23 protein-coding genes and 1 other annotated feature are annotated in these 22,687 nt (G+C 55.3%); of the genes, 16 read left to right on the top strand and 7 right to left on the bottom strand.

Annotated features, from left to right (window positions below; all coding sequences use genetic code 11):
• Window position 1: 1 nt before the first annotated feature.
• A complete protein-coding gene (gene grpE / locus EDF81_RS20215; RefSeq protein ID WP_148049948.1) occupies window positions 2-595 on the top strand; it encodes a nucleotide exchange factor GrpE in 594 nt (197 codons plus the stop codon).
• A gap of 51 nt (window positions 596-646) precedes the next feature.
• Here grpE and EDF81_RS20210 read toward each other — a convergent pair whose 3' ends face one another.
• Both EDF81_RS20210 and EDF81_RS20205 read right to left on the bottom strand, forming a co-directional pair.
• A complete protein-coding gene (locus EDF81_RS20210) occupies window positions 647-1,933 on the bottom strand; it encodes an HlyC/CorC family transporter (protein WP_123349966.1) in 1,287 nt (428 codons plus the stop codon).
• 15 nt (window positions 1,934-1,948) lie between these two features.
• Window positions 1,949-2,740: an inner membrane protein YpjD gene (locus EDF81_RS20205; protein WP_123349965.1), complete on the bottom strand. Its 792-nt coding sequence runs from the start codon at window positions 2,738-2,740 to the stop codon at window positions 1,949-1,951.
• 165 nt (window positions 2,741-2,905) lie between these two features.
• Here EDF81_RS20205 and ffh point away from each other — a divergent pair, with 165 nt between their 5' ends.
• From ffh to rplS, 5 genes are all read left to right on the top strand, one after another.
• Complete coding sequence (gene ffh, locus EDF81_RS20200; protein ID WP_123349964.1) at window positions 2,906-4,267, top strand: signal recognition particle protein; 1,362 nt, start codon at window positions 2,906-2,908, stop codon at window positions 4,265-4,267.
• Between the two features lie 249 nt (window positions 4,268-4,516).
• Entirely contained in the window at window positions 4,517-4,765 is a 249-nt protein-coding gene (gene rpsP, locus EDF81_RS20195; RefSeq protein WP_184999561.1) for a 30S ribosomal protein S16, read from the top strand.
• Between the two features lie 18 nt (window positions 4,766-4,783).
• Entirely contained in the window at window positions 4,784-5,332 is a 549-nt protein-coding gene (gene rimM / locus EDF81_RS20190) for a ribosome maturation factor RimM (RefSeq protein ID WP_123349962.1), read from the top strand.
• A 31-nt stretch (window positions 5,333-5,363) separates the two neighbouring features.
• Entirely contained in the window at window positions 5,364-6,131 is a 768-nt protein-coding gene (gene trmD / locus EDF81_RS20185; protein ID WP_123349961.1) for a tRNA (guanosine(37)-N1)-methyltransferase TrmD, read from the top strand.
• A 43-nt stretch (window positions 6,132-6,174) separates the two neighbouring features.
• Complete coding sequence (rplS, locus tag EDF81_RS20180; RefSeq protein ID WP_006178051.1) at window positions 6,175-6,522, top strand: 50S ribosomal protein L19; 348 nt, start codon at window positions 6,175-6,177, stop codon at window positions 6,520-6,522.
• Between the two features lie 89 nt (window positions 6,523-6,611).
• Here the strand turns inward: rplS and EDF81_RS20175 are convergent, their stop codons facing one another.
• Window positions 6,612-7,280 carry a hypothetical protein gene (locus EDF81_RS20175; protein ID WP_123349960.1) on the bottom strand — a complete coding sequence of 223 codons (669 nt, stop codon included), beginning with the start codon at window positions 7,278-7,280 and terminating at the stop codon, window positions 6,612-6,614.
• A 451-nt stretch (window positions 7,281-7,731) separates the two neighbouring features.
• Here EDF81_RS20175 and EDF81_RS20170 point away from each other — a divergent pair, with 451 nt between their 5' ends.
• From EDF81_RS20170 to EDF81_RS20140, 7 genes are all read left to right on the top strand, one after another.
• On the top strand, window positions 7,732-9,066 hold the full coding sequence (locus tag EDF81_RS20170; RefSeq protein ID WP_260232738.1) for an OprD family porin: 1,335 nt from the start codon (window positions 7,732-7,734) through the stop codon (window positions 9,064-9,066).
• Between the two features lie 17 nt (window positions 9,067-9,083).
• A complete protein-coding gene (locus EDF81_RS20165; RefSeq protein WP_123349959.1) occupies window positions 9,084-9,839 on the top strand; it encodes a histidine phosphatase family protein in 756 nt (251 codons plus the stop codon).
• A 110-nt stretch (window positions 9,840-9,949) separates the two neighbouring features.
• On the top strand, window positions 9,950-10,381 hold the full coding sequence (locus EDF81_RS20160; protein WP_123349958.1) for a DUF2946 domain-containing protein: 432 nt from the start codon (window positions 9,950-9,952) through the stop codon (window positions 10,379-10,381).
• Between the two features lie 54 nt (window positions 10,382-10,435).
• Complete coding sequence (locus EDF81_RS20155) at window positions 10,436-11,800, top strand: PepSY domain-containing protein (RefSeq protein WP_123349957.1); 1,365 nt, start codon at window positions 10,436-10,438, stop codon at window positions 11,798-11,800.
• Between the two features lie 200 nt (window positions 11,801-12,000).
• Window positions 12,001-13,071, top strand: a complete 1,071-nt coding sequence (aroF, locus tag EDF81_RS20150) for a 3-deoxy-7-phosphoheptulonate synthase AroF (protein WP_123349956.1) — start codon at window positions 12,001-12,003, stop codon at window positions 13,069-13,071.
• 10 nt (window positions 13,072-13,081) lie between these two features.
• A complete protein-coding gene (gene tyrA / locus EDF81_RS20145; RefSeq protein ID WP_123349955.1) occupies window positions 13,082-14,203 on the top strand; it encodes a bifunctional chorismate mutase/prephenate dehydrogenase in 1,122 nt (373 codons plus the stop codon).
• 72 nt (window positions 14,204-14,275) lie between these two features.
• On the top strand, window positions 14,276-15,148 hold the full coding sequence (locus EDF81_RS20140; RefSeq protein ID WP_123349954.1) for an SMP-30/gluconolactonase/LRE family protein: 873 nt from the start codon (window positions 14,276-14,278) through the stop codon (window positions 15,146-15,148).
• Here the strand turns inward: EDF81_RS20140 and pheA are convergent.
• From pheA to bamD, 4 genes are all read right to left on the bottom strand, one after another.
• On the bottom strand, window positions 15,145-16,305 hold the full coding sequence (gene pheA / locus EDF81_RS20135) for a bifunctional chorismate mutase/prephenate dehydratase (protein WP_123349953.1): 1,161 nt from the start codon (window positions 16,303-16,305) through the stop codon (window positions 15,145-15,147). The two genes, EDF81_RS20140 and pheA, sit on opposite strands and share 4 nt — an antisense overlap.
• 25 nt (window positions 16,306-16,330) lie before the next feature.
• Window positions 16,331-16,456, bottom strand: a sequence feature (Phe leader region).
• Window positions 16,408-16,455 (bottom strand): pheA operon leader peptide PheL, encoded by a 48-nt coding sequence (gene pheL, locus EDF81_RS20130; protein ID WP_100250063.1) that lies wholly within the window; start codon window positions 16,453-16,455, stop codon window positions 16,408-16,410. Its footprint overlaps the feature before it by 48 nt.
• Before the next feature lie 103 nt (window positions 16,457-16,559).
• Window positions 16,560-16,895, bottom strand: coding sequence for a ribosome-associated translation inhibitor RaiA (gene raiA / locus EDF81_RS20125; protein WP_123349952.1), 336 nt, complete (start codon window positions 16,893-16,895; stop codon window positions 16,560-16,562).
• Between the two features lie 277 nt (window positions 16,896-17,172).
• On the bottom strand, window positions 17,173-17,910 hold the full coding sequence (gene bamD, locus EDF81_RS20120) for an outer membrane protein assembly factor BamD (protein WP_123349951.1): 738 nt from the start codon (window positions 17,908-17,910) through the stop codon (window positions 17,173-17,175).
• Window positions 17,911-18,041: 131 nt separating this feature from the next.
• Here bamD and rluD point away from each other — a divergent pair, with 131 nt between their 5' ends.
• The 3 genes from rluD to clpB all read left to right on the top strand — a co-directional run bounded on the left by rluD (window position 18,042) and on the right by clpB (window position 22,451).
• Complete coding sequence (gene rluD / locus EDF81_RS20115) at window positions 18,042-19,022, top strand: 23S rRNA pseudouridine(1911/1915/1917) synthase RluD (protein WP_123349950.1); 981 nt, start codon at window positions 18,042-18,044, stop codon at window positions 19,020-19,022.
• A complete protein-coding gene (gene yfiH, locus EDF81_RS20110) occupies window positions 19,019-19,750 on the top strand; it encodes a purine nucleoside phosphorylase YfiH (protein WP_123349949.1) in 732 nt (243 codons plus the stop codon). Before rluD ends, yfiH begins: the two co-directional genes overlap by 4 nt.
• 127 nt (window positions 19,751-19,877) lie before the next feature.
• Window positions 19,878-22,451, top strand: a complete 2,574-nt coding sequence (clpB, locus tag EDF81_RS20105) for an ATP-dependent chaperone ClpB (protein ID WP_123349948.1) — start codon at window positions 19,878-19,880, stop codon at window positions 22,449-22,451.
• The last annotated feature ends 236 nt before the right edge of the window (window positions 22,452-22,687 follow it).

Below are 22,687 nucleotides of genomic sequence, written 5' to 3'. Positions count from 1 at the left end.
CATGAGTAGTAAAGAACAGAAAACGCCTGAGGGGCAAGCCCCGGAAGAAATTATCATGGAACAGCAGGAAGAGGTTGAGGTTGCTGGTACCGACAACTCCGCTGAGCAGGTGGATCCGCGCGATGAAAAAATTGCGAACCTCGAAGCTCAGCTGGTTGACGCGCAAAATCGCGAGCGTGATGGCGTGCTGCGTATCAAAGCCGAAATGGAAAACCTGCGCCGCCGTACCGAGCAGGACGTTGAGAAAGCGCATAAGTTCGCGCTGGAAAAATTCGTCAACGAACTGCTGCCGGTGATCGACAGCCTGGATCGCGCGCTGGAAGTGGCTGATAAAGCCAACCAGGATCTGCTGCCGATGATTGAAGGGATCGAACTGACCCTGAAATCGATGCTGGATGTGGTGCGTAAGTTTGGCGTTGAGGTTGTCGGTGATATCAACGTGCCGCTCGATCCGAACGTGCATCAGGCGATTGCGATGGTTGAATCCGATGAGGTTGCCGCGGGTAACGTTCTGATGGTGATGCAGAAAGGCTACACCCTGAACGGCCGCACCATTCGCGCCGCGATGGTCAGCGTGGCGAAAGCGAAAGCCTGATAGACTCGTGTCGTATTCAGACCTTCTTCCCGCCAGGGGAGAAGGTCTGCTTTAGCCTGCCGCGCTGTCGCGAATCGCCGTGACGGGCATAACGTTTACCCGCTTAATCATATTGTCCTGTACGTCGAGTATCTCGATATCGTACTGCGCAATACGCACTTGTGTTCCCGGCGTCGGGATCTCCTCCAGCACTTCAAGCAGCATACCGTTGACGGTGCGCGCTTCTTCCTCCGGCAGATGCCAGTTAAAGGCTTTATTCAGCTCGCGTACGCTGGCGCTTCCGTCGATGAGCACCGATCCGTCATCCTGGGGCGTCGCCTCCTCGGCAAGCCCTGGCGACATGGAGGTGGTGAAGTCGCCCACAATCTCTTCAAGAATATCTTCGACCGTCACCAGCCCTTTGATATCGCCGTATTCATCCACCACCAGGCCGACTTTCTTCTTATTCCGCTGGAATTTCACCAGCTGGATGCTGAGCGGTGTGCCTTCCGGGATCACGTAGATTTCATCCGCAGCGCGCAGCATCACCTCTTTGGTGAACTCTTTTTTCTCATTCATCAGCCGCCAGGCTTCGCGCACCCGCAGCATACCGATGGCGTCGTCCAGCGAATCGCGGTACAGCACGATACGACCGTGCGGGGAGTGGGTAAGCTGACGAACAATGGCTTTCCAGTCGTCGTTGATGTCGATCCCGACGATATCGCTGCGCGGCACCATAATGTCGTCCACGCTGACTTTTTCCAGATCGAGCACTGACAGAAGCATATCCTGGTTGCGGCGGGAGATTTGGGTGCGGGATTCATTGACCAGGGTGCGCAGCTCGTCTTTATTGAGCGCGCTGCTGATCACCGTATTGACCTTCATGCCCATCATCCGCATCAGCAGCTTCGCGATGGTATTCAGCAGCCAGACCAGCGGTAGCATCACGATCTGCAGCGGTGCCAGCAGGAGGCTGCTGGGATAGGCAATTTTTTCCGGGTAGAGCGCGGCGATAGTTTTCGGCAGCACTTCGGCAAAGACAAGGATCACAAAGGTCAGGGTGCCGGTTGCGATGGCGACACCGGCATTGCCGAACAGGCGCATCCCGACGATGGTGCCGAGCGCCGAGGCCAGAATATTGACGAGGTTATTGCCGATCAGGACCAGGCTTATCAGGCGGTCAGGCTTGCGCAGCAGCTTCTCTACGCGCTTCGCCTGGCGGTTACCCTGTTTCGCCCGATGCCGTAAACGGTAGCGGTTCAGCGTCATCATGCTGGTTTCGGAACCGGCAAACCAGGCGGAGATCACCACCATCACCAGAAGCGTGACGATCAGTGAGGTGGTGGAGATATGTTCCAGGGGGAACTCCTTACATCAGCTCGATGCGAACTGCTGCAGAACGCGGCTGCCGAAATAGGCGAGAGTCAGCAGACCGGCACCGGCGACGTTAAACCAGACCACCCGGCGGCCGCGCCAGCCTTCGTGGTAGTGACCCCACAGCAGCACGATATAAACAAACCACGCAATAATAGAGAGGACCGCCTTGTCGATGTTCTCCGCGCTGAACAGGTTCTGCATATAGAACAGCCCGGTCGCCAGGGTCAGGGTCAACAGCACCACACCGACCTGGGTGATATGGAACATCTTACGTTCGATGCTCATCAGCGGCGGCATCTCGCTGAATACCAGCCGTTTGTTTTTCAGCTGATAGTCTATCCACGCTAACTGTAGCGCATAAAGCGCGGCGATGATCAGCGTCGCGTAGGAGAACAGCGACAGCCCGATATGCACCATCATGCCGGGCGTTGTCTCCAGGTGAGTGATGTACTCATTGGGGACAAAGGTGGCGAAGGCGAGGTTGATCAGCGCAAAGGTATAGATGATGGGCAGCAGCAGCCAGCCACGGTTGTGCGAGGCGACGAAGGTCATCACCGAGCAGATCATCAGGCTGACCAGCGAGCCGACGTTCAGCAGGCTGAGATTTTGTCCGCTTCCTTCACCCGGAAATATCCGCGCTTCCAGAGCAAAAGCGTGGCATACCAGCGCAATCACCGCAGAGACAATGGCCATACGCCGCCAGCCGCTGTTTTTTTGCAGCAGACCGGGAACGATCAGCGCGAGGCTGACGGAGTAGGCGACAAGCGCGAGTAGTGCGAAAACAGGCATATAGGTGTCGACAGTTGGCAAGACGTAAAGAGAAGCAGTATAGCGTTAGCGTGCGCTGGCTCCAACCGTTGCATCACAACTCGTTGTCGGTCGTGTTATACTCCCCCAAATTTCTGGCTTTGTGTCGCTGCGGCGGCCGACCGTTTCCACCTCAGGCGAGAGACAATGTTTGATAATTTAACCGACCGTTTATCGAAGACGCTGCGCAACATCAGCGGCCGTGGACGTCTGACCGAAGACAATATTAAAGACACCCTGCGCGAAGTGCGCATGGCGCTGCTGGAAGCGGACGTTGCGCTGCCGGTAGTGCGTGATTTTATCAACCGCGTCAAAGAGAAAGCGGTTGGCCATGACGTTAATAAGAGCCTGACCCCGGGTCAGGAGTTCGTCAAAATCGTGCGCGGCGAGCTGGTTGCGGCGATGGGCGAAGAGAACCAGACGCTGAATCTGGCAGCACAGCCGCCGGCCGTGGTGCTGATGGCGGGCCTGCAGGGTGCCGGTAAAACGACCAGCGTCGGTAAGCTCGGTAAGTTCCTGCATGAGAAGCACAAGAAGAAAGTGCTGGTGGTTTCCGCGGACGTCTATCGCCCGGCGGCGATCAAACAGCTGGAGACCCTGGCCGAGCAGGTCGGCGTCGATTTCTTCCCGTCAGACGTGGCTCAGAAGCCGGTCGATATCGTTAACGCTGCGCTCAAAGAAGCGAAGCTGAAATTCTACGACGTGCTGCTGGTGGATACCGCCGGTCGTCTGCACGTTGACGAAGCGATGATGGATGAAATCAAACAGGTGCATGCCTCCATCAATCCGGTGGAAACCCTGTTTGTTGTCGATGCCATGACCGGTCAGGATGCCGCCAACACCGCGAAAGCCTTTAACGAAGCCCTGCCATTAACCGGCGTGGTGCTGACTAAAGTCGACGGTGACGCCCGCGGCGGTGCGGCCCTCTCTATTCGTCATATTACCGGCAAGCCGATCAAGTTCCTCGGCGTCGGTGAGAAAACCGAAGCGCTGGAGCCGTTCCACCCGGATCGTATCGCCTCCCGTATCCTCGGTATGGGCGACGTGCTGTCGCTGATCGAAGATATCGAAAGCAAGGTTGACCGCGCCCAGGCTGAAAAACTCGCCTCCAAGCTGAAGAAAGGCGACGGCTTCGACCTGACCGACTTCCTTGAGCAGCTGCGCCAGATGAAAAACATGGGCGGCATGGCAAGCCTGATGGGCAAGCTGCCGGGCATGGGCCAGATCCCCGATAACGTCAAATCCCAGATGGATGACAAGGTGCTGGTGCGGATGGAAGCGATCATCAACTCGATGACGCTGAAAGAGCGCGCGAAGCCTGAAATCATCAAAGGCTCCCGCAAGCGCCGTATTGCCGCAGGCTGTGGCATGCAGGTGCAGGACGTTAACCGTCTCCTGAAACAGTTCGACGACATGCAGCGCATGATGAAGAAAATGAAGAAGGGCGGGATGGCGAAAATGATGCGTGGCATGAAGGGTATGATGCCCCCCGGCTTCCCTGGACGCTAATAACGGCCTGGCTTGTTTGCCATTTTGGCACCGGGGTGTGCTCGCCATCCTCACGTACTACGTGTACGCTCCGGTGGCTGCGCGCACGCCGGCACCAAACTGGCTGCACCGCCGACGGCCTTTTGCATCAGAGTTATTAACTGTTGATTGCAATTTCCCCAGAAATCAGTAAAATTTTCGGGCTTTTAATATGACACCAGGCTCCGTTCCTCGATGGGGCCCGGTGTTTTATTCACACAAGAGGATGTTATGGTAACTATTCGTTTAGCTCGTCACGGCGCTAAAAAGCGTCCGTTCTACCAGGTAGTCGTAACTGACAGCCGCAATGCACGTAACGGCCGCTTCATCGAGCGCGTTGGTTTCTTCAACCCGATCGCGAGCGGTCAGGAAGAAGGCACCCGCCTGGATCTGGACCGTATTGCACACTGGGTTGGCCAGGGCGCAACTATCTCCGATCGCGTTTCCGCGCTGATCAAAGAAGCAAAAAAAGCAGCTTAATCTGTCACGGTGGTCATGATGAGCAAGCAACTCGCCGCACAAGTTCCTGTTGAGCCGATTGTTCTCGGCAAAATTGGTTCTTCCTACGGGATTCGTGGTTGGCTCAGAGTGTTTTCTTCCACCGAGCATGCCGACAGTATCTTTGACTATCAGCCCTGGTTTATCCAGAAGGCGGGTCAGTGGCAGGCGATTGAGCTGGAAAGCTGGCGCCACCACAATCAGGACATCATCATCAAGCTGAAAGGCATTGAAGATCGTGATGCCGCGAATATCCTGACTAATTGCGAAATTGTCGTGGATTCTTCGCAGCTGCCGCAGCTGGGAGAGGGCGACTACTACTGGAAAGACCTTATTGGTTGCCAGGTGGTCACTTCCGAAGGTTATGGCCTTGGTAAAGTCATCGATATGATGGAAACCGGGTCGAATGACGTTCTCGTCATTAAGGCAAACCTGAAAGATGCGTTCGGTATCAAGGAGCGGCTGGTTCCGTTCCTCGATGGGCAGGTTATCAAGAAAGTCGATCTCGCGACTCGTTCAATCGAGGTAGAGTGGGATCCTGGTTTTTAAACCACCGGATAAACGGTAATAAGACGGCGTTATGTGGATTGGCATAATAAGCCTGTTTCCAGAAATGTTCCGCGCGATTACCGATTACGGGGTAACTGGCCGGGCAGTAAAAAGTGGCCTGCTGAGCATCGAGAGCTGGAGTCCTCGCGACTTCGCTCATGACCGGCACCGTACCGTGGACGAACGTCCTTACGGCGGCGGACCGGGGATGCTAATGATGGTGCAACCCTTGCGGGATGCTATTCATGCAGCAAAAGCCGCGGCTGGTGAAGGCGCAAAGGTGATTTATCTGTCACCTCAGGGACGCAAGCTTGATCAAGCGGGCGTCAGCGAACTGGCAACGAATCAGAAACTGATTCTGGTGTGCGGTCGCTACGAAGGTATCGATGAGCGCGTGATTCAAACCGAAATTGATGAAGAATGGTCAATCGGCGATTACGTTCTCAGCGGTGGTGAGTTACCAGCAATGACGCTGATTGACTCAGTTTCCCGGTTTATTCCGGGCGTACTGGGACATGAAGCATCGGCAACGGAAGATTCCTTTGCTGAAGGGTTGCTGGACTGTCCACACTATACGCGTCCTGAAGTGTTAGAAGGGATGGAAGTACCGTCAGTTTTACTGTCGGGGAACCATGCCGGAATACGTCGCTGGCGTTTGAAGCAGTCGCTGGGCCGAACCTGGCTTAGAAGACCTGAACTTCTGGAAAACCTGGCTCTGACTGAAGAGCAAGTACGGTTGCTGGCCGAGTTCAAAAAAGAGCACGCGCAACAGCAACATAAACATGATGGGCAAGCGTAATCCGCTCCCGAATATCAGTTTACCCAGGATAAGAGATTAAATTATGAGCAACATTATTAAGCAAATTGAACAAGAGCAGATGAAGCAGGACGTACCTTCCTTCCGTCCGGGTGATACCGTGGAAGTGAAAGTATGGGTTGTTGAAGGTTCCAAAAAACGTCTGCAGGCATTCGAGGGCGTGGTTATCGCTATTCGTAACCGCGGTCTGCACTCTGCATTCACTGTTCGCAAAATTTCCAACGGCGAAGGCGTTGAGCGTGTCTTCCAGACTCACTCTCCGGTTGTTGACAGCATTGCTGTTAAACGTCGTGGTGCCGTTCGTAAAGCTAAACTGTACTACCTGCGTGAGCGTACCGGTAAGTCTGCGCGTATCAAAGAGCGTCTGAACTAAGGTATCGCTTTAGCGACATCCAAAAGCTTGTTGTAAATAAGGGGTCAGCATCTGCTGGCCCCTTTTTTGATCGCGGAGTGTTGCGCGAATCAAAGATCGCTGAACATCTCATCAAAGGTTTCGCGGGCGAAATCGTTGCGCCATGCGGTGTCTTTGTCCTGCGGTACCATGCTGATGGCGAAAGTGCCTTTGTACTCAAAGCTGGCCGGTACGGTATAGGTTGCCTGCAGTTTCTTCAGTTCGCTGGTGCACTCAGCGGCACTGCAGTTGCTTTTGGCAATACGATGGATGCCGTTAGCCCATGTTTCGTTGGTTTTCACCAGCGTACAGGAGAAGGCCACTTCTGTCGTCAGGACGCCGTTGGCATCTTTCTGTGCTTCACCTGCGGAGAGCGCTTTACACTGGGACGACTGGCGGGCTTTCTGCACGGTAGTCATCAGTTCAATCAGCGGGGCTTTCAGTGAGCCACGTACTGCTTCAGGGAAGAGCGGCATCGCCATATCGGCGATTTCACCCGGGAAGGCTTTATCTGCGGCTTTCAGATCGGCAGCGCTTGCATAGTCGGCGCTACGGCCTGAGCGCAGACGGTCGGGGCGCAGGTAGTCGTTAAGTTTGCTGATGGCCTGTTCATCATGGTTCACCAGCGTGCGGATATAGAGATCGGCAACGGCGGTTGGCGCCAGGGTGTCTGCTGCGTGTGAAGAGAAAGCGATGGAAAGCATAAGTGAAGGAAGTGCGATCTTCAGGGAGTGTTTCATTGACATTCCTGTAATGTTTATCTTTATTTAAGAACGACAGAGTCCATCTGCCGACAGTATTCGCTGAATAAAATCAACGAGATACTTTATCATCGACCCGATTTTCTGGCCAGATTCAAAATTGGTAGGGTATTTAACTCAAATTTACACGGCATGTTAATAATTCATTTAACCGAATATTGTTAAATAATGCTTTATATAATTCACGGCGCTATTCGGCGCTGCATATGGAAATAAATGCAATGTTATTTCATTTGTAGAGCTAAGTGCGTTATCTATCACATAAACGATCCTTTTTATAATAAAGCTTTTTACCTCGGCCCAGTGATGCTTTATTTTCCTCAAAACGGATTGTGACTGCGATTTACGCAGGCAAAACCTGAACCCCAGTGATATGGGGTTCAGGTTTTTTTTTGTGTCATGGAAACTAAAAATCAACGCAGGGGATGCTATGAGGAAAATAACCAAATATGCAGGCACGCTTTTTATGTTATCGGTGGGCTGTGCTTCAGCGGCACAACCGCCTGGCCCTTTTATAGAGGGCGGATGGGCGGATGCGCCGTTGTTTAGCCAGTCACACTTAACGCTCAATGCCAGAAATTACTGGAAGTATTTAAAAGAGGACGAGTCGCAGCCTAAAGAAGTACACAATGCCTGGGGGCAGGCGATAACGCTGGATTACCGTTCGGGGTATCTGTTTGACACCATTGGTTTTGATGCTTCTTACACCGGGGTGATTAAACTTGCCGCCAGTGATTACTTCTCCACGCGTGCGCTGCTCTATAACGACGGTGCGGGCTTTGAGAAGGGCAATGCCAAAGGCTATAACAAGCTCGGCCAGCGTTATCTGAAGCTCAAGCTCGGTGATGAAAGCCTTGGGTTGAATGCAAAAGCCGGTTGGCAGGTGCTGAAAAACTACGGCGTGCTGACGGCTTCCCACCGTCTGACGCAGAACAGCTATGCGGGCTACAGCGCCAGGCTGCATGCGGACAATCTGTTCGTCGATGCGGCGTGGGTCACCAGCGGAATTAACCGTGACTCGCCGAATAAAACCGCGTTCCTGACCGCCGATAAACAGCGTATTTCCTCTATTTCTACTCTCGGCGCAACCTGGAAAGATCCCGCGCTGCTTCTCTCCCTGAACTACGGTGAGGCTGAGAGCTACCTGACGCGTCAGGTGATCGAAATGGCGTGGCGTCCCGAGAAGAAACTAACGCTGGGCAGCCAGATTTACGGCACCCAGGCCCTCGGAAAGTACGACAGCATGAGCGCCAGCCGCAAAGCCTTTGATGATAGTGCCTGGCACTATGCGGCAGATGTGAAGTGGCAGGAGCCGGACTGGAGCATCAAATTTGGTCTGGGCTGGACCGATGCGCAAAAAAATTCCGGGTTAGGCTATTACGATCGCCATATCGCAAAGAATATGCGCGGTCGCTTTAATGCCATGACCAGCGCCGGGGTTGATTACATGCGCGATGGTGAGCTTGCATTAACAACGCTTGGGGAATATCAGTTCGTGAAGGGGATCACCACCGGGTTGCAGCTTAATTATGGTCAGTTTAACTTCAGTAATAACACCATAAGAACGGGAGAGGTGAGTCTTATTAATCACTGGGCACCTGCCGAAGGCAGATTTAAAAACCTCTCGGTCTTCTCGATGTTTGGCTATGGCTGGTCTTACAAACAGGATAATAAAACGCCGCGCTTAAATAGCGAGGGGCATTATCAGCGCTCACCTAATTTATCCGGTGAAATCATTATCGACTACAAGTTTAACCTTCTGTAATACACCAGGGAAATATAATGAAAACTTTAGCAAAGGCTTGTCTGACCGTTTTTATTTTGTTCTTCGCCACGGCAAACGCGTTTGCCGCCGATGTGTATCTCTATGTCACCCGACATGGTAAGACGATGTTTAATACCGTTCACCGGGCGCAGGGCTGGGCCGATACGCCTCTCACCGCGCCGGGAATTGAGGTGGCTAAGCAGCTGGGACGGGGCGTAAAAGATATCAATTTCCTCGCCACCTACTCCAGCGATCTTGGCCGCGCACGGGAAACGGCGCGCATCGTTCTGGAAGCGAAAGGCGCGCCTGCGGACATCACGGAAATGCGCCAGCTGCGCGAAGTTTGCTTTGGTCAGTTTGAGGGCGACCTCGATCCCAATATGTGGGGGCCGGCGGCGAAGCATCTTGGTTATGCTTCGGAAGCCGCGCTGATGGCTGACTTTGCTAAAGGCAATATTGCCATTAACAGAATGACCGATGCCATTGCGGCCGTCGATCAAACAGGGCAGGCGGAAACCTACCAGCAGGTCAAAAGTCGCATGCAGGAAGCGTTAACGAAGATTGCGAAGCAGGCACAGGAGAAGGGCGGTGGTAACGTGCTGGTTGTTTCCCACGGCATGGCAATCACCGCGATGATCCATGAGATGACCGATATCCCCGTGACCCGCCCGCTGGGCAATGCCAGCGTGACCCGCATTCGCTATACGGACAAAGGCCAGTTTATCGTCGAGAGTATCGATGATATGAGCTACGTCGAAAAAGGGAAGTCGTAACGCACTGCGATTGACGCAGCCGCCCGGCAACGGGCGGCAATCTAATATTAACGTTGTGGCAATAAATCCATTACACTACCGGCTCTACTGAAACCCGGATGAGCGGATGTATGACGACGCGTAACGACACCCTTGTGAGAACAGCCTGGCTTGCGCTGTTTGCGATGGCGTTGATTATTGTCGCTCCGCTGATCTCCATTGCGCTGCAAAAAGATCCCATGAGCGCCATGCCGGGTATGCATCATGATATGAGCGCGATGCCGAAGACGCATATGCACCATGATAGCGGGCAGAGCCATTCTCAGCATGGCGAGCCGCCGGTCATGATGCCGGTGGACCATGCCGAGGCCTGCGGCTACTGCGTACTGCTGGCACACGTTACCGGCGTTATGCTGCTGGTACTGCTGTTCCTGTGTGGACGTGTCCCACCCGAACGACCTGCGCCCCTGCACCGACGCGTTCATTTCCGCCGCTTTTTCCCCTGGCAGTGGCCGGATACCCGCGCCCCGCCTCACCCGTCTGCTTTTACCCTTATTTTATAAGAGTGTTGTGCGCGATAGCGTCACGACAACTTTTTGCTTTTATTAAGGAAAAGTATGACAACCTGCACTCCACGCGCGGCATGGACAGACCTGCTGCGGCGTCTCCATTTCTATATCGGCCTGTTCGTCGGCCCCTTTATCTTCGTGGCTGCGCTGACCGGCACGCTGTACGTTGCCACCCCACAGCTGGAAAACGCCCTCTATCACGATGCGCTTTCCGGTGAGGTTCAGGGGGCGCGGCAGCCTCTTGGCCCGCAGATAGCCATTGCTCAACAGGCTACCGGCGGCCATCTGTCGCTTTACGCGGTACGCCCGTCCCTGACCGCGGGGGAAACGACCCGGGTGATGTTCTCCGACCCGGCATTAGGGGAGTCTGAAACCCGGGCGGTCTTTATCGATCCCGTTACGCTGCAGGTGAAAGGCGATATGACGGTGTATGGCACCAGTGGGATCCTGCCGCTTCGTCAGTGGATTGATTATGCTCATCGCTCTCTGCTGCTGGGCAATGCGGGCCGCGCCTACAGCGAACTGGCCGCCTCCTGGATGTGGATTGCCGCGCTGGGCGGCATCGCGCTGTGGTTTTTTACCCGTCCAAAACGCCGCATTAATAACCGCTTCCAGAACACCCGACGACTGCACGTTGTGCTGGGCTGGAGCCTGCTGGCGGGGATGTTGCTGTTCTCGGCGACCGGCCTGACCTGGTCTCAGTGGGCCGGTGCTAACGTCGACAAAATGCGATCCGCTTTTAACTGGCTGACCCCGCAGGTGAATACCCAACTGGACGGCGCGATGATGGCTCACGATCCCCACGCGGAGCATCACGCGCATCATCCGGCCGCCTCTGAGCCGGAAACATTGGTGCTCCCAACGCAGTTTGATGACGCGATGAACCTTGCTCAGGCGGCGGGGCTGACGGCCGACAAGCTGGAGATCCGCCCTCCGCGTGCGGCAGATAAGGCCTGGACGGTAACGGAAATTGACCGCAGCTGGCCGACACGGGTGGATGCGGTTGCCATCGACGGCAGCAGGATGACGGTGATCGACCGCACCCGTTTTGCCGATTTTCCGCTGATGGCGAAGCTGACCCGCTGGGGCGTCGATTTCCATATGGGGGTGCTGTTTGGCTGGCCTAACCAGATCCTGCTGATTATCTTTGGTCTGGGGCTGTGTGTGTCGATCCTCTTTGGCTACCGGATGTGGTGGATCCGCCGTCCGACGGGATCGGCTGCCAGCCCGGTGCGCACGCTGCTACAAAGCTGGCTGGCGCTGGGGAGCGTCGGGCGCGGCATCACGCTGGCTATCGCGCTTCTGCTGGGGCTGGCACTGCCGGTCATGGGGGCAAGTCTGGCGCTGTTTGTGCTGATTGATTGCCTGCGCTGGTGGCGAAATCGTCAACGCCTGCTGGCGTCGTCCGTTTAATGTTGTCCGGCGCGGGATAACCTCGCGCCGTTCATTTTGTAAATATAACTTTCCACTTTTTTCGTTTTAAGCGGCGTTTAATTGCTGGTGTAAAGATAATTGTACGTATTTTGGATTGATATCTTTACCGTCTGTGGTATTGTTAGGTCCTCCTCGCTGAGGAATCAACTATCGCAAACGAGCTACTCAGGATCGCCATCATGCAAAAAGACGCGCTGAACAACGTACATATCACCGACGAACAGGTACTGATCACCCCGGAACAGCTGAAAGCCGAATTCCCGCTGACCGCTGCACAACAGGCTCAAATTGCCGAATCCCGTAAGGTTATCTCCGACATTACTGCCGGGCGCGATCCGCGTCTGCTGGTCGTCTGTGGGCCGTGCTCTATCCACGATCCTGAAGCCGCGATTGAATATGCCCGTCGTTTTAAAGCCCTTGCCGCAGAGGTCAGCGATAGCCTCTATCTGGTGATGCGCGTCTATTTTGAAAAACCCCGTACCACCGTCGGCTGGAAGGGGCTGATTAACGATCCGCATATGGATGGCTCGTTTGATGTGGAAGCCGGTCTGAAGATTGCCCGCAGCCTGCTGGTTGAACTGGTGAATATGGGCCTGCCGCTGGCGACCGAAGCGCTCGATCCGAACAGCCCTCAGTACCTGGGCGACCTGTTCAGCTGGTCGGCGATTGGCGCGCGCACCACTGAATCACAAACTCACCGTGAAATGGCCTCCGGCCTGTCGATGCCGGTAGGCTTCAAAAACGGCACCGACGGCAGCCTGGCAACGGCGATCAATGCCATGCGCGCTGCGGCACAGTCGCACCGTTTTGTCGGTATTAACCAGGCGGGCCAGGTTTGTCTCCTGCAAACTCAGGGCAATCCTGACGGCCATGTGATCCTGCGCGGCGGTAAAGCGCCGAACTACAGCCCGGCGGATGTCGAACAGTGCGAAAAAGAGATGCAGCAGGCGGGACTCAAACCGGCGCTGATGGTAGATTGCAGTCATGGTAACTCCAATAAAGATTACCGCCGCCAGCCGGCCGTGGCCGAATCCGTCGTTGCCCAGATCAAAGACGGTAACCGGTCAATTATCGGCCTGATGATTGAAAGCAATATCCACGAAGGCAACCAGTCCTCGGAACAGCCTCGCAGCGAAATGAAATACGGCGTGTCGGTGACCGATGCCTGTATCAGCTGGGAAGCGACGGATGCGTTACTGCGTGAAATCAATCAGGATCTGAAAAGCCAGCTGGCGGCGCGTCGGGCTTAAGGGAATGGTTATGGTTGCTGAACTGACCGCGCTGCGCGATCAAATTGATGAAGTTGATAAGGCGCTGCTGGATTTGCTGGCGCGTCGTCTGGAGCTGGTTGCCGAAGTGGGTGAAGTAAAAAGCCGCTACGGTTTACCTATTTACGTGCCCGAGCGCGAAGCCTCAATGCTGGCATCGCGCCGCGCAGAAGCGCAGGCGTTGGGTGTTCCGCCCGATTTAATTGAGGATGTCCTGCGTCGCGTGATGCGCGAATCCTATGCCAGCGAAAACGATAAAGGGTTTAAGACTCTGCGTCCGGGTCTGCGCCCGGTGGTGATCGTTGGCGGCGGCGGCCAGATGGGGCGCCTGTTTGAAAAAATGCTCACCCTGTCCGGCTACCAGGTTCGCATCCTGGAAAAAGAGGACTGGGCGCAGGCTGAAGCCATTGTTGCCGATGCCGGAATGGTGATGGTCAGCGTGCCGATCCACGTTACCGAAGAGATTATTGCCCGACTGCCGCCGCTGCCTGCGGACTGCATTCTGGTGGATCTGGCTTCGGTGAAGGCGGGACCGCTGCAGGCGATGCTGGCGGCACACGAAGGTCCGGTTCTTGGGCTGCACCCGATGTTTGGCCCGGACAGCGGCAGCCTGGCCAAGCAGGTGGTGGTCTACTGCGACGGTCGTCAGCCGGAGGCTTACCAGTGGTTCCTGGAACAAATTCAGGTCTGGGGCGCACGACTGCATCGCATCAGCGCCGTCGAACACGATCAGAATATGGCGTTTATTCAGGCTCTCCGTCACTTTGCGACCTTTGCCTACGGTCTGCATCTGGCGGAAGAGAACGTCCAGCTGGAACAGCTTCTGGCGCTTTCATCGCCTATCTATCGCCTTGAGCTGGCGATGGTCGGGCGTCTGTTTGCCCAGGATCCGCAGCTGTATGCGGACATTATCATGTCGTCCGGTAATAACCTGGCCCTGATTAAACGCTACTACCGCCGGTTCGGTGAGGCGATTGCGTTGCTGGAGCAGGGCAATAAGCAGGCCTTTATCGACAGCTTCCGTAAGGTCGAGCACTGGTTCGGGGACTATGCTCACCGCTTCCAGAGTGAGAGCCGGGTACTGCTGCGTCAGGCAAACGACAGCCGTCAGTAGACATTTACAAAAACGTTTTATACTGAAAGCCAGAGGGACAACCCGCTGGCTTTTTTTTATCAGGATAAAACCATGGCTGAGCCGCAACCGCTGTTTGACTACGCCGGGCATCTGCCCGAATGCCCGACCTGGAGCGAATCCGAACAGGCACTCTACTGGACCGATATTCTGCAATGTGAAATCCACCGTTATCATCTGCAAAGCGGCGAGCATCGGGTATTACAGTTCCCCGAAGAGCCGGGATGTTTCGCGTTGCGCGAGCAGGGCGGTTTTATTGTGGCCCTGCGCAGCGCGATCTGGCTGACGGATGCGTGCGGCCTGCTGCAAAAGAAAGTCTGCGATAACCCGAGTAATCCACGGCTGGCGCGGTTTAACGACGGCGGCACCGATCGCGACGGGCGATTTTACGCCGGCACCTTCTGGGGGCCGGGAGATTACAACGGAGCGCTGCTGGTCAGAGTGGATAACGCGCTCACGCCGAAAGTTGTCCAGTGTGATATTCACGGCGCTAATGGTCTGGCCTTTAGCGACGATAAGCAGTGGATGTACACCTCCGATACGCCAAACCGGGTGATTTATCGCACCCCGCTGGATGCGCAGGGCGAGCCTGGCGTGCGTGAGACGTTCCGCTCATTTGCGGCGGAAGAAGGGATGCCTGACGGTGCGGCGATGGACGTTGAAGGCTGCTACTGGACGGCGCTGTTTGACGGCTGGCGGATTGCCCGTTTCTCGCCGCAGGGTGAAACGCTTGAGGAGTATCGCCTGCCGGTGCGCTGTCCGACGATGCTCTGTTTTGGCGGGGAGGGGATGAAGACGCTGTTTATCACCACCACCCGGGAAAATATGGATGAGGACGAAATCCGGCGGTATCCGCTCTCGGGGGCTATCTTCACCCTGCCGGTGACGGTGGCAGGGATGAAGAAGCCGCGCTTCATCGAACGTTAAGCCGGATCGACCGGCACCACGTTTTCACTCGGGTAGCAGCCGAGCACCTTCAGGGAGCGGGTAATCCCGGTCAGCTCTTTCAGCGCTTTTTGCATCTCCGCAGAGTGCTGGTTGGCCTGGATATCCAGATAGAACATCTCTTCCCACGGATTACCGTAGATCGGGCGTGACTCCAGACGTGTCATGATCAGATGGTGATTACGCAGCACCAGCAGGGCTTCAACCAGCGCACCCGCCTGCTGTCCGGTCGCCATCAGCAGCGTGGTTTTGGCCGGGACCTGATCCGACACCTCGATAGATTTGCGTGCCAGCACGATAAAGCGGGTGATGTTCTGGGTCTGGTTGGCAAGATTGCGTTCCAGCACCTGCAGCCCGTAGAGGGCACCGCCGGCTTCGCTGCCGAGCGCGGCGACCTGCGGGGAACCGGCCTGGGCAACTTTTTCCATTGCGGCTGAGGTACTCTCGGTATATTCGATTTTCCAGTGCGGATAACGGTTCAGGAACTGGCTGCACTGCTGGAACGGCTGCGGATGGCTGTAGACGGTCTCAATCTGGCTAAGGTCCGTAGAGCCGGAAACCAGCACGCAGTGGTCGATGGGGATCGTCAGCTCGCCGACAATCGCCAGGCTGGTGTGCTGCAGCAGATCGTAAACGTCGTTGATGGCGCCGGAGCTGGTGTTTTCAATCGGCACCACGGCATAGTCGGCCTGGCCGGTTTCAACCTGATTAAAGATATCGGCGAACTTCGGACAGCCGCTTTCAATAAATTCTTCAAAGTGGCGTGCTGCGTACTGACGGGCGGCCAGGTGCGAGTAAGAGCCTTTCGGCCCGAGAAACGCCACGCGTGCAGAATGCGGATTGGTTTTATTGAGATGTTGCTGGAGCAGCGCCTGCTGCGTCAGAACGGAATCTTCAATAATCAGCTGGAACAGGCGGGTAATATAGTGGGCGTCGAGGTGCTGCTCTTTACCCAGCGTAATCAGGCGCTCCAGCAGATCGCGCTCGCGATCGATATCGCGGACCGGGCGGTGCGATGAGAGCTTCGCCTTGCCTACTTCCACTGCCAGCTCGCGGCGTTCTGCCAGCAACGCCAGTAATTTTACGTCCAGCGCGCTTATCTTATCGCGCAGGGCCAGTAACGGGTTTTCCGAAGTCATAGTGTTGTTGCCTTTCTTGTTATCAATAAAAAAGGCCCCCCGGAGTGGGAGGCCTTATTGTTCGTCTTCGCATTCTTTATCATACGACGAAACGCCTCCCGGTCAGGGGAAGGTAAAAAAGAATGCGAAGAAAAACGGGACAAGTTTCATATAGGGTTCCTGAAATCACTCCCTGTAAAGTACCCGTACTGTTTTGATGCTGTCAATAAAAAACGCGCCCGAAGGCGCGTTGGCAATACACACAGTGTTGAGGATTACTCTTCTTCTTCCACGAAGCTAGCGTCTTTCACCGATGTAGTGGCGCGACGGGCTTCACCTTTGTGCTGCACTTTATTAAGCTGCCGTTCCAGCTTGTTGATCAAATCGTTGATAGCGGTGTACATATCTTCATGTCTGGCACTGGCGACCAGATGTCCGTTTGGCGTGTTGATGGTGGCATCAGCGATGAAGCCCTGTGGCTCTTTGGACAGAATGATATGAGGATTAATCAGATGAGTTTGCCATTTATCCAGCTTGGCGAGACGGTCTGTGACATGCTGGCGAATTGCCGGAGTAATTTCCATTTGTTTACTGGTAATGTTCATTGTCATAAATGTTACCTCTTGTCTCTTACCCGTCTTGGTAACTCCAGCATAACGCGGTGAATGTCAAAATGTGTGATTTGAATCACGTTATTTTGTCACATTTTGTCAATGAAAGGGTTTTGTGAGGCAGGACAGGAACAGGCAGGATTTTACTTGTCGGAATGACAAAAGCAGGCCATATTTGATGAGTTGTGTTGGGCAGAAGGCCCGGTGCAGACAACGCATTACGGATAAAAAAACGGCAGCCTGCAGGCTGCCGTTTTGCTGTTCAGCTTTTAGCGGATCAGCTGTTGTTGCCGTTAGAGGCGATAATCTTCGCCACTTTTTCTGCCTGCGCGTTCATCTGCAGCTCGCGGTAGGCATTTTCCATCTTCGGCAGGGCGTCGCGGGTTGCCTGAGTATCCGGGAAGTCACGCAGCATCCCTTCAACGCGGTTCACGACGGCGACCCATGCACCACGGTCGGTGTAGTAGTTAACGACCGACAGTTCATATTTCGCCAGGCGATCTTTCAGGAAAACCAGACGTTTGCTGGCATCGGTGGCATACTGGCTTTTCGGGTAGCCGCGCACCAGTTTTGAAAAATCGGTAAACGCGCTACGGGCATGCTGCGGATCGCGATCGGAACGATCGACGCCGAAGAAGCCCTGCAGGGCGCTGTCATCCAGGGCCATATTGGTCAGGCCGCGCATATACATGACGTAGTCGATATTCGGGTGCGTCGGATTCAGACGGATAAAGCGGTCAATGGCCGCCTGAGCCAGCGGCAGATCGGCGTTTTTATAGTACGCGTAGATCAGATCCAGCTGCACCTGCTGAGAATAAGGGCCAAAAGGATAACGGTTATCCAACGCTTCCAGTTGCGTTATCGCCGCTTTCCAGTTACCGTCCTGCAGTTTTTGCTGAGCAGTCGCGTAGATTTCACTCGGCGGATTGTCAGGGACCTCTTCCTTAGAACCGGAGCAGCCAACTAAAGCCAGGCTCAACGTGGCCGCTGCCACCAGATATTTCATGCGCGTCATGACGTTTTGACTTTCCTCGAAATGTTTATGCGGGAGATTCTCTGTTCCTGCTCCCGGTGAAGACCAGCTACAATAGCACACTATATTATACGGCATAGCCGTAAAACCCAACGTTAACGAAGAAGCTGTATATGGCACAACGAGTACAACTCACCGCAACGGTGGCCGAAAACCAACTTGGCCAACGGTTAGATCAGGCTTTGGCCGAATTGTTCCCTGATTATTCACGTTCACGCATAAAAGAGTGGATTCTGGACCAGCGCGTCGAGGTCAACGGCAAGATTTGCGACACCCCGAAAGAGAAAGTTCTGGGCGGAGAAAGCGTCGCAATCAACGCTGAAATCGAAGAAGAAGCGCGTTTTGAGCCGCAGGATATTCCGCTCAACATCGTCTATGAAGATGACGACATCATCGTTATCAACAAGCCGCGTGGGCTGGTGGTTCACCCTGGCGCCGGTAACCCGGATGGGACGGTACTGAATGCGCTTCTGCATTATTACCCGCCGATTGTTGATGTTCCGCGCGCGGGCATTGTTCACCGTCTGGATAAAGACACCACCGGTCTGATGGTGGTCGCGAAAACGGTACCGGCACAGACGCGTCTGGTGGAATCCCTGCAGCTGCGTGAAATCACCCGCGAGTATGAAGCGGTGGCGATTGGGCATATGACGTCCGGCGGCACGGTAGAGCAGCCGATCAGCCGTCACCCGACCAAGCGCACCCATATGTCGGTTCACCCGATGGGCAAACCGGCGGTCACGCACTATCGCATTATGGAGCACTTCCGTATCCACACGCGCCTGCGTCTGCGTCTGGAAACCGGTCGTACGCACCAGATCCGCGTGCACATGGCCCATATCACTCACCCGCTGGTGGGCGATCAGCTGTACGGTGGCCGTCCGCGTCCGCCAAAAGGGGCATCGGACGAATTTATTAGCGCCCTGCGCCTGTTCGACCGCCAGGCACTGCACGCGACAATGCTGCGTCTCTACCATCCGATCACCGGTATCGAAATGGAATGGCACGCGCCAATCCCGCAGGATATGGTGGATCTGATTGACGCGATGCGTGCTGATTTCGAAGAACACAAAGATAACGTGGACTGGTTATGACCAAACTGATTGTCCCCCAGTGGCCGCTGCCGGAAGGCGTCGCAGCCTGTAGTTCAACCCGCATCGGCGGCGTTAGCCTGGCACCTTATGATTCACTGAATCTGGGCGCGCACTGCGGTGACAATCCGGAGCACGTTGAAGAGAACCGTCGGCGACTGTTCGCCGCGGGTGCTCTGCCATCCAACCCCGTCTGGCTGGAACAGGTGCACGGCACCCATGTCCTCAGCCTGGACGGCGGCCCATACGATTCAAAACGTGCGGATGCGTCTTATAGCCGTACGCCGGGAACGGTATGCGCGGTGATGACCGCCGACTGTTTGCCCGTGCTGTTCTGTAATCTCGACGGGACCGAAGTTGCTGCAGCCCATGCGGGCTGGCGCGGCCTGTGCGAAGGCGTACTGGAAGAGACCGTCTCCCGCTTTAGCGACAAGCCCGGCAATATCCTTGCCTGGCTGGGGCCGGCGATTGGTCCGACGGCGTTCGAAGTCGGACCGGAAGTGCGTGACGCGTTTATGGCTAAAGACCCGCAGGCCGCGACGGCGTTTCATCCCCACGGCGAAAAATATTTCGCCGATCTCTATCAGCTGGCGCGTCAGCGGCTGGCGAACGCTGGCGTAGAGCAGGTCTACGGTGGCGAGCATTGCACCTTCAGCCAGCCGGAGGATTTCTTCTCTTATCGCCGCGACAAAACCACGGGTCGCCTGGCAAGTTTCATTTGGCTGATATAACCTACAAATCAAGACGATCCAGAGCATTGATTTATTTTTCGCATAGTCCAGGTCTCTAACCTTGAATAATTGAGGGATGACCTCATTTAATCTCCAGTAGCAAATTTGACCTGTTATGGGAGGAATTATGCGTCTGGATCGTCTTACTAACAAATTCCAGCTTGCTCTTGCCGATGCCCAGTCTCTTGCACTGGGGCACGACAACCAATTTATCGATCCCCTGCACTTAATGAGCGCTCTCCTGAATCAGGAGGGGGGATCCGTTCGTCCATTATTGACCTCGGCCGGCGTGAATGCCGGGCAGCTTCGTACCGCTATCGAACAGGCGTTGAGCCGTCTTCCGCAGGTGGAAGGGACCGGTGGCGATGTCCAGCCGTCGCAGGATTTAGTGCGCGTGCTGAACCTGTGCGACAAACTGGCGCAAAAGCGCGGGGACAACTTTATCTCGTCAGAGCTGTTTGTGCTGGCGGCGCTTGAATCACGCGGTACGCTGACCGACCTGCTGAAATCGGCCGGTGCGACGACCGCCAGCGTGACGCAGGCGATTGAACAGATGCGCGGAGGCGATAGCGTGAACGATCAAGGTGCGGAAGATCAGCGCCAGGCCCTGAAAAAATACACGCTCGATCTTACCGAGCGTGCCGAGCAGGGCAAACTCGACCCGGTGATTGGCCGTGACGAAGAGATCCGTCGGACGATTCAGGTTCTGCAGCGTCGAACCAAAAATAACCCGGTGCTGATCGGCGAACCGGGCGTGGGTAAAACCGCCATCGTTGAAGGACTGGCCCAGCGTATTGTTAACGGTGAAGTGCCCGAAGGTCTGAAGGGTCGCCGGGTGCTGGCGCTGGATATGGGCGCGCTGGTGGCCGGGGCTAAATATCGCGGCGAGTTTGAAGAGCGCCTGAAAGGGGTACTTAGCGACCTGTCGAAACAGGAAGGCAACGTTATCCTGTTTATCGATGAGCTGCATACCATGGTCGGTGCCGGTAAAGCCGATGGCGCCATGGACGCCGGGAATATGCTGAAACCCGCTCTGGCGCGTGGGGAACTCCACTGCGTCGGGGCGACGACGCTCGATGAGTATCGTCAGTATATTGAGAAAGACGCCGCGCTGGAGCGTCGTTTCCAGAAGGTGTTTGTTGCTGAGCCGACGGTGGAAGACACCATCGCCATTCTGCGTGGTCTGAAAGAACGTTATGAACTGCACCACCACGTGCAGATCACCGACCCGGCCATTGTGGCGGCGGCAACGCTTTCGCATCGTTATATTGCCGACAGGCAGCTGCCGGATAAAGCCATCGACCTTATCGATGAAGCCGCATCCAGCATCCGTATGCAGATCGACTCGAAGCCGGAAGAGCTGGACAGGCTCGAACGGCGCATTATTCAGCTCAAGCTGGAACAGCAGGCGCTTAAAAAAGAGTCTGATGAAGCCAGCCTTAAACGTCTGGATATGCTTAATGAAGAGCTGGACGATAAAGAGCGTCAGTATTCTGAGTTAGAAGAAGAGTGGAAGGCGGAGAAAGCGTCGCTTTCCGGCACCCAGACGCTGAAAAGCGAGCTGGAACAGGCGAAAATTGCCATCGAGCAGGCGCGTCGTATGGGCGACCTGGCGCGGATGTCCGAACTGCAGTACGGCAAAATTCCCGATCTGGAAAAACAGCTGGCGCTGGCTTCACAGGCAGAAGGGAAAACCCTGCGCCTGCTGCGTAATCGGGTGACCGATGCGGAGATTGCCGATGTGCTGGCGCGCTGGACCGGTATCCCGGTCGCCAGAATGCTGGAAGGTGAGCGCGACAAGTTGCTGCGGATGGAGAAGGACCTGCACCAGCGGGTGATTGGCCAGGATGAAGCGGTAGAGGCGGTATCCAATGCGATTCGCCGTAGCCGTGCCGGGCTGTCCGATCCTAACCGGCCGATTGGTTCGTTCCTGTTCCTTGGCCCGACCGGGGTGGGGAAAACCGAGCTCTGTAAGGCGCTGGCTAACTTTATGTTCGACAGCGACGACGCCATGGTGCGAATCGATATGTCCGAGTTTATGGAGAAACACTCCGTATCTCGTCTGGTCGGTGCGCCTCCGGGCTATGTCGGTTATGAGGAGGGCGGTTATCTGACTGAAGCGGTTCGCCGTCGTCCCTATTCCGTCATCCTGCTGGATGAAGTAGAGAAGGCGCATCCGGATGTGTTCAACATTCTGCTGCAGGTTCTCGACGACGGTCGTCTGACCGACGGGCAGGGCAGAACGGTGGACTTCCGTAATACGGTGGTGATCATGACCTCTAACCTGGGGTCCGATCTGATTCAGGAACGCTTCGGCGAACTTGATTACCCGCATATGAAGGATCTGGTACTGGGCGTGGTCAGCCAGAGCTTCCGCCCGGAGTTCATCAACCGTATTGATGAGGTGGTGGTCTTCCATCCGCTGGGTGAGCAGCATATTGCTTCTATTGCGCAGATCCAGCTTCAGCGTTTGTACCAGCGTCTGGAAGAGCGCGGCTATGCCGTCAACATCTCCGATGACGCGCTGCATCTGCTGAGCGCCAACGGCTATGACCCGGTATATGGTGCACGTCCGTTGAAACGCGCTATTCAGCAGCAGATTGAAAACCCGCTGGCGCAGCAAATCCTCTCTGGAGAGCTGATACCGGGTAAAACCGTGCGTCTGGAAGTAAAAGAGGGGCGTATCGTCGCCGTGCAGTAAAAAGACATGTCGTTAAAAACGGGCCTTTCTGGCCCGTTTTTGTTTGTTCTTTCGGCGAATAACTGCTTTTTTGACCGTTCCGGGCGGAAAAGTAAGCGAACGAAAAGTTTTTTTAAATTTCCCCTTGTCAGCCCCGAATAACTCCCTATAATGCGCCTCCATCGACACGGAACATGTGAACAACTTCACGATGTACCGCAGAGTCGACGAGAGAAAACTTCTGAAAAATGAGGTTG

The organism is Enterobacter sp. BIGb0383 (assembly GCF_003751845.1).
Classification (GTDB): Bacteria; Pseudomonadota; Gammaproteobacteria; order Enterobacterales; family Enterobacteriaceae; genus BIGb0383.
This window is presented reverse-complemented; position numbering and strand designations above follow the sequence as displayed.

Bases quoted from the DNA above. Each gene is read 5' to 3' on its own strand.
- grpE (WP_148049948.1), top strand. From the start codon at position 2: ATGAGTAGTAAAGAACAGAAAACGCCTGAGGGGCAAGCCCCGGAAGAA.
- EDF81_RS20205 (WP_123349965.1), bottom strand. From the start codon at position 2,740: ATGCCTGTTTTCGCACTACTCGCGCTTGTCGCCTACTCCGTCAGCCTC.
- ffh (WP_123349964.1), top strand. From the start codon at position 2,906: ATGTTTGATAATTTAACCGACCGTTTATCGAAGACGCTGCGCAACATC.
- rpsP (WP_184999561.1), top strand. From the start codon at position 4,517: ATGGTAACTATTCGTTTAGCTCGTCACGGCGCTAAAAAGCGTCCGTTC.
- rimM (WP_123349962.1), top strand. From the start codon at position 4,784: ATGAGCAAGCAACTCGCCGCACAAGTTCCTGTTGAGCCGATTGTTCTC.
- trmD (WP_123349961.1), top strand. From the start codon at position 5,364: ATGTGGATTGGCATAATAAGCCTGTTTCCAGAAATGTTCCGCGCGATT.
- rplS (WP_006178051.1), top strand. From the start codon at position 6,175: ATGAGCAACATTATTAAGCAAATTGAACAAGAGCAGATGAAGCAGGAC.
- EDF81_RS20175 (WP_123349960.1), bottom strand. From the start codon at position 7,280: ATGAAACACTCCCTGAAGATCGCACTTCCTTCACTTATGCTTTCCATC.
- EDF81_RS20170 (WP_260232738.1), top strand. From the start codon at position 7,732: ATGAGGAAAATAACCAAATATGCAGGCACGCTTTTTATGTTATCGGTG.
- EDF81_RS20165 (WP_123349959.1), top strand. From the start codon at position 9,084: ATGAAAACTTTAGCAAAGGCTTGTCTGACCGTTTTTATTTTGTTCTTC.
- EDF81_RS20160 (WP_123349958.1), top strand. From the start codon at position 9,950: ATGACGACGCGTAACGACACCCTTGTGAGAACAGCCTGGCTTGCGCTG.
- EDF81_RS20155 (WP_123349957.1), top strand. From the start codon at position 10,436: ATGACAACCTGCACTCCACGCGCGGCATGGACAGACCTGCTGCGGCGT.
- aroF (WP_123349956.1), top strand. From the start codon at position 12,001: ATGCAAAAAGACGCGCTGAACAACGTACATATCACCGACGAACAGGTA.
- tyrA (WP_123349955.1), top strand. From the start codon at position 13,082: ATGGTTGCTGAACTGACCGCGCTGCGCGATCAAATTGATGAAGTTGAT.
- EDF81_RS20140 (WP_123349954.1), top strand. From the start codon at position 14,276: ATGGCTGAGCCGCAACCGCTGTTTGACTACGCCGGGCATCTGCCCGAA.
- pheA (WP_123349953.1), bottom strand. From the start codon at position 16,305: ATGACTTCGGAAAACCCGTTACTGGCCCTGCGCGATAAGATAAGCGCG.
- raiA (WP_123349952.1), bottom strand. From the start codon at position 16,895: ATGACAATGAACATTACCAGTAAACAAATGGAAATTACTCCGGCAATT.
- bamD (WP_123349951.1), bottom strand. From the start codon at position 17,910: ATGACGCGCATGAAATATCTGGTGGCAGCGGCCACGTTGAGCCTGGCT.
- rluD (WP_123349950.1), top strand. From the start codon at position 18,042: ATGGCACAACGAGTACAACTCACCGCAACGGTGGCCGAAAACCAACTT.
- yfiH (WP_123349949.1), top strand. From the start codon at position 19,019: ATGACCAAACTGATTGTCCCCCAGTGGCCGCTGCCGGAAGGCGTCGCA.
- clpB (WP_123349948.1), top strand. From the start codon at position 19,878: ATGCGTCTGGATCGTCTTACTAACAAATTCCAGCTTGCTCTTGCCGAT.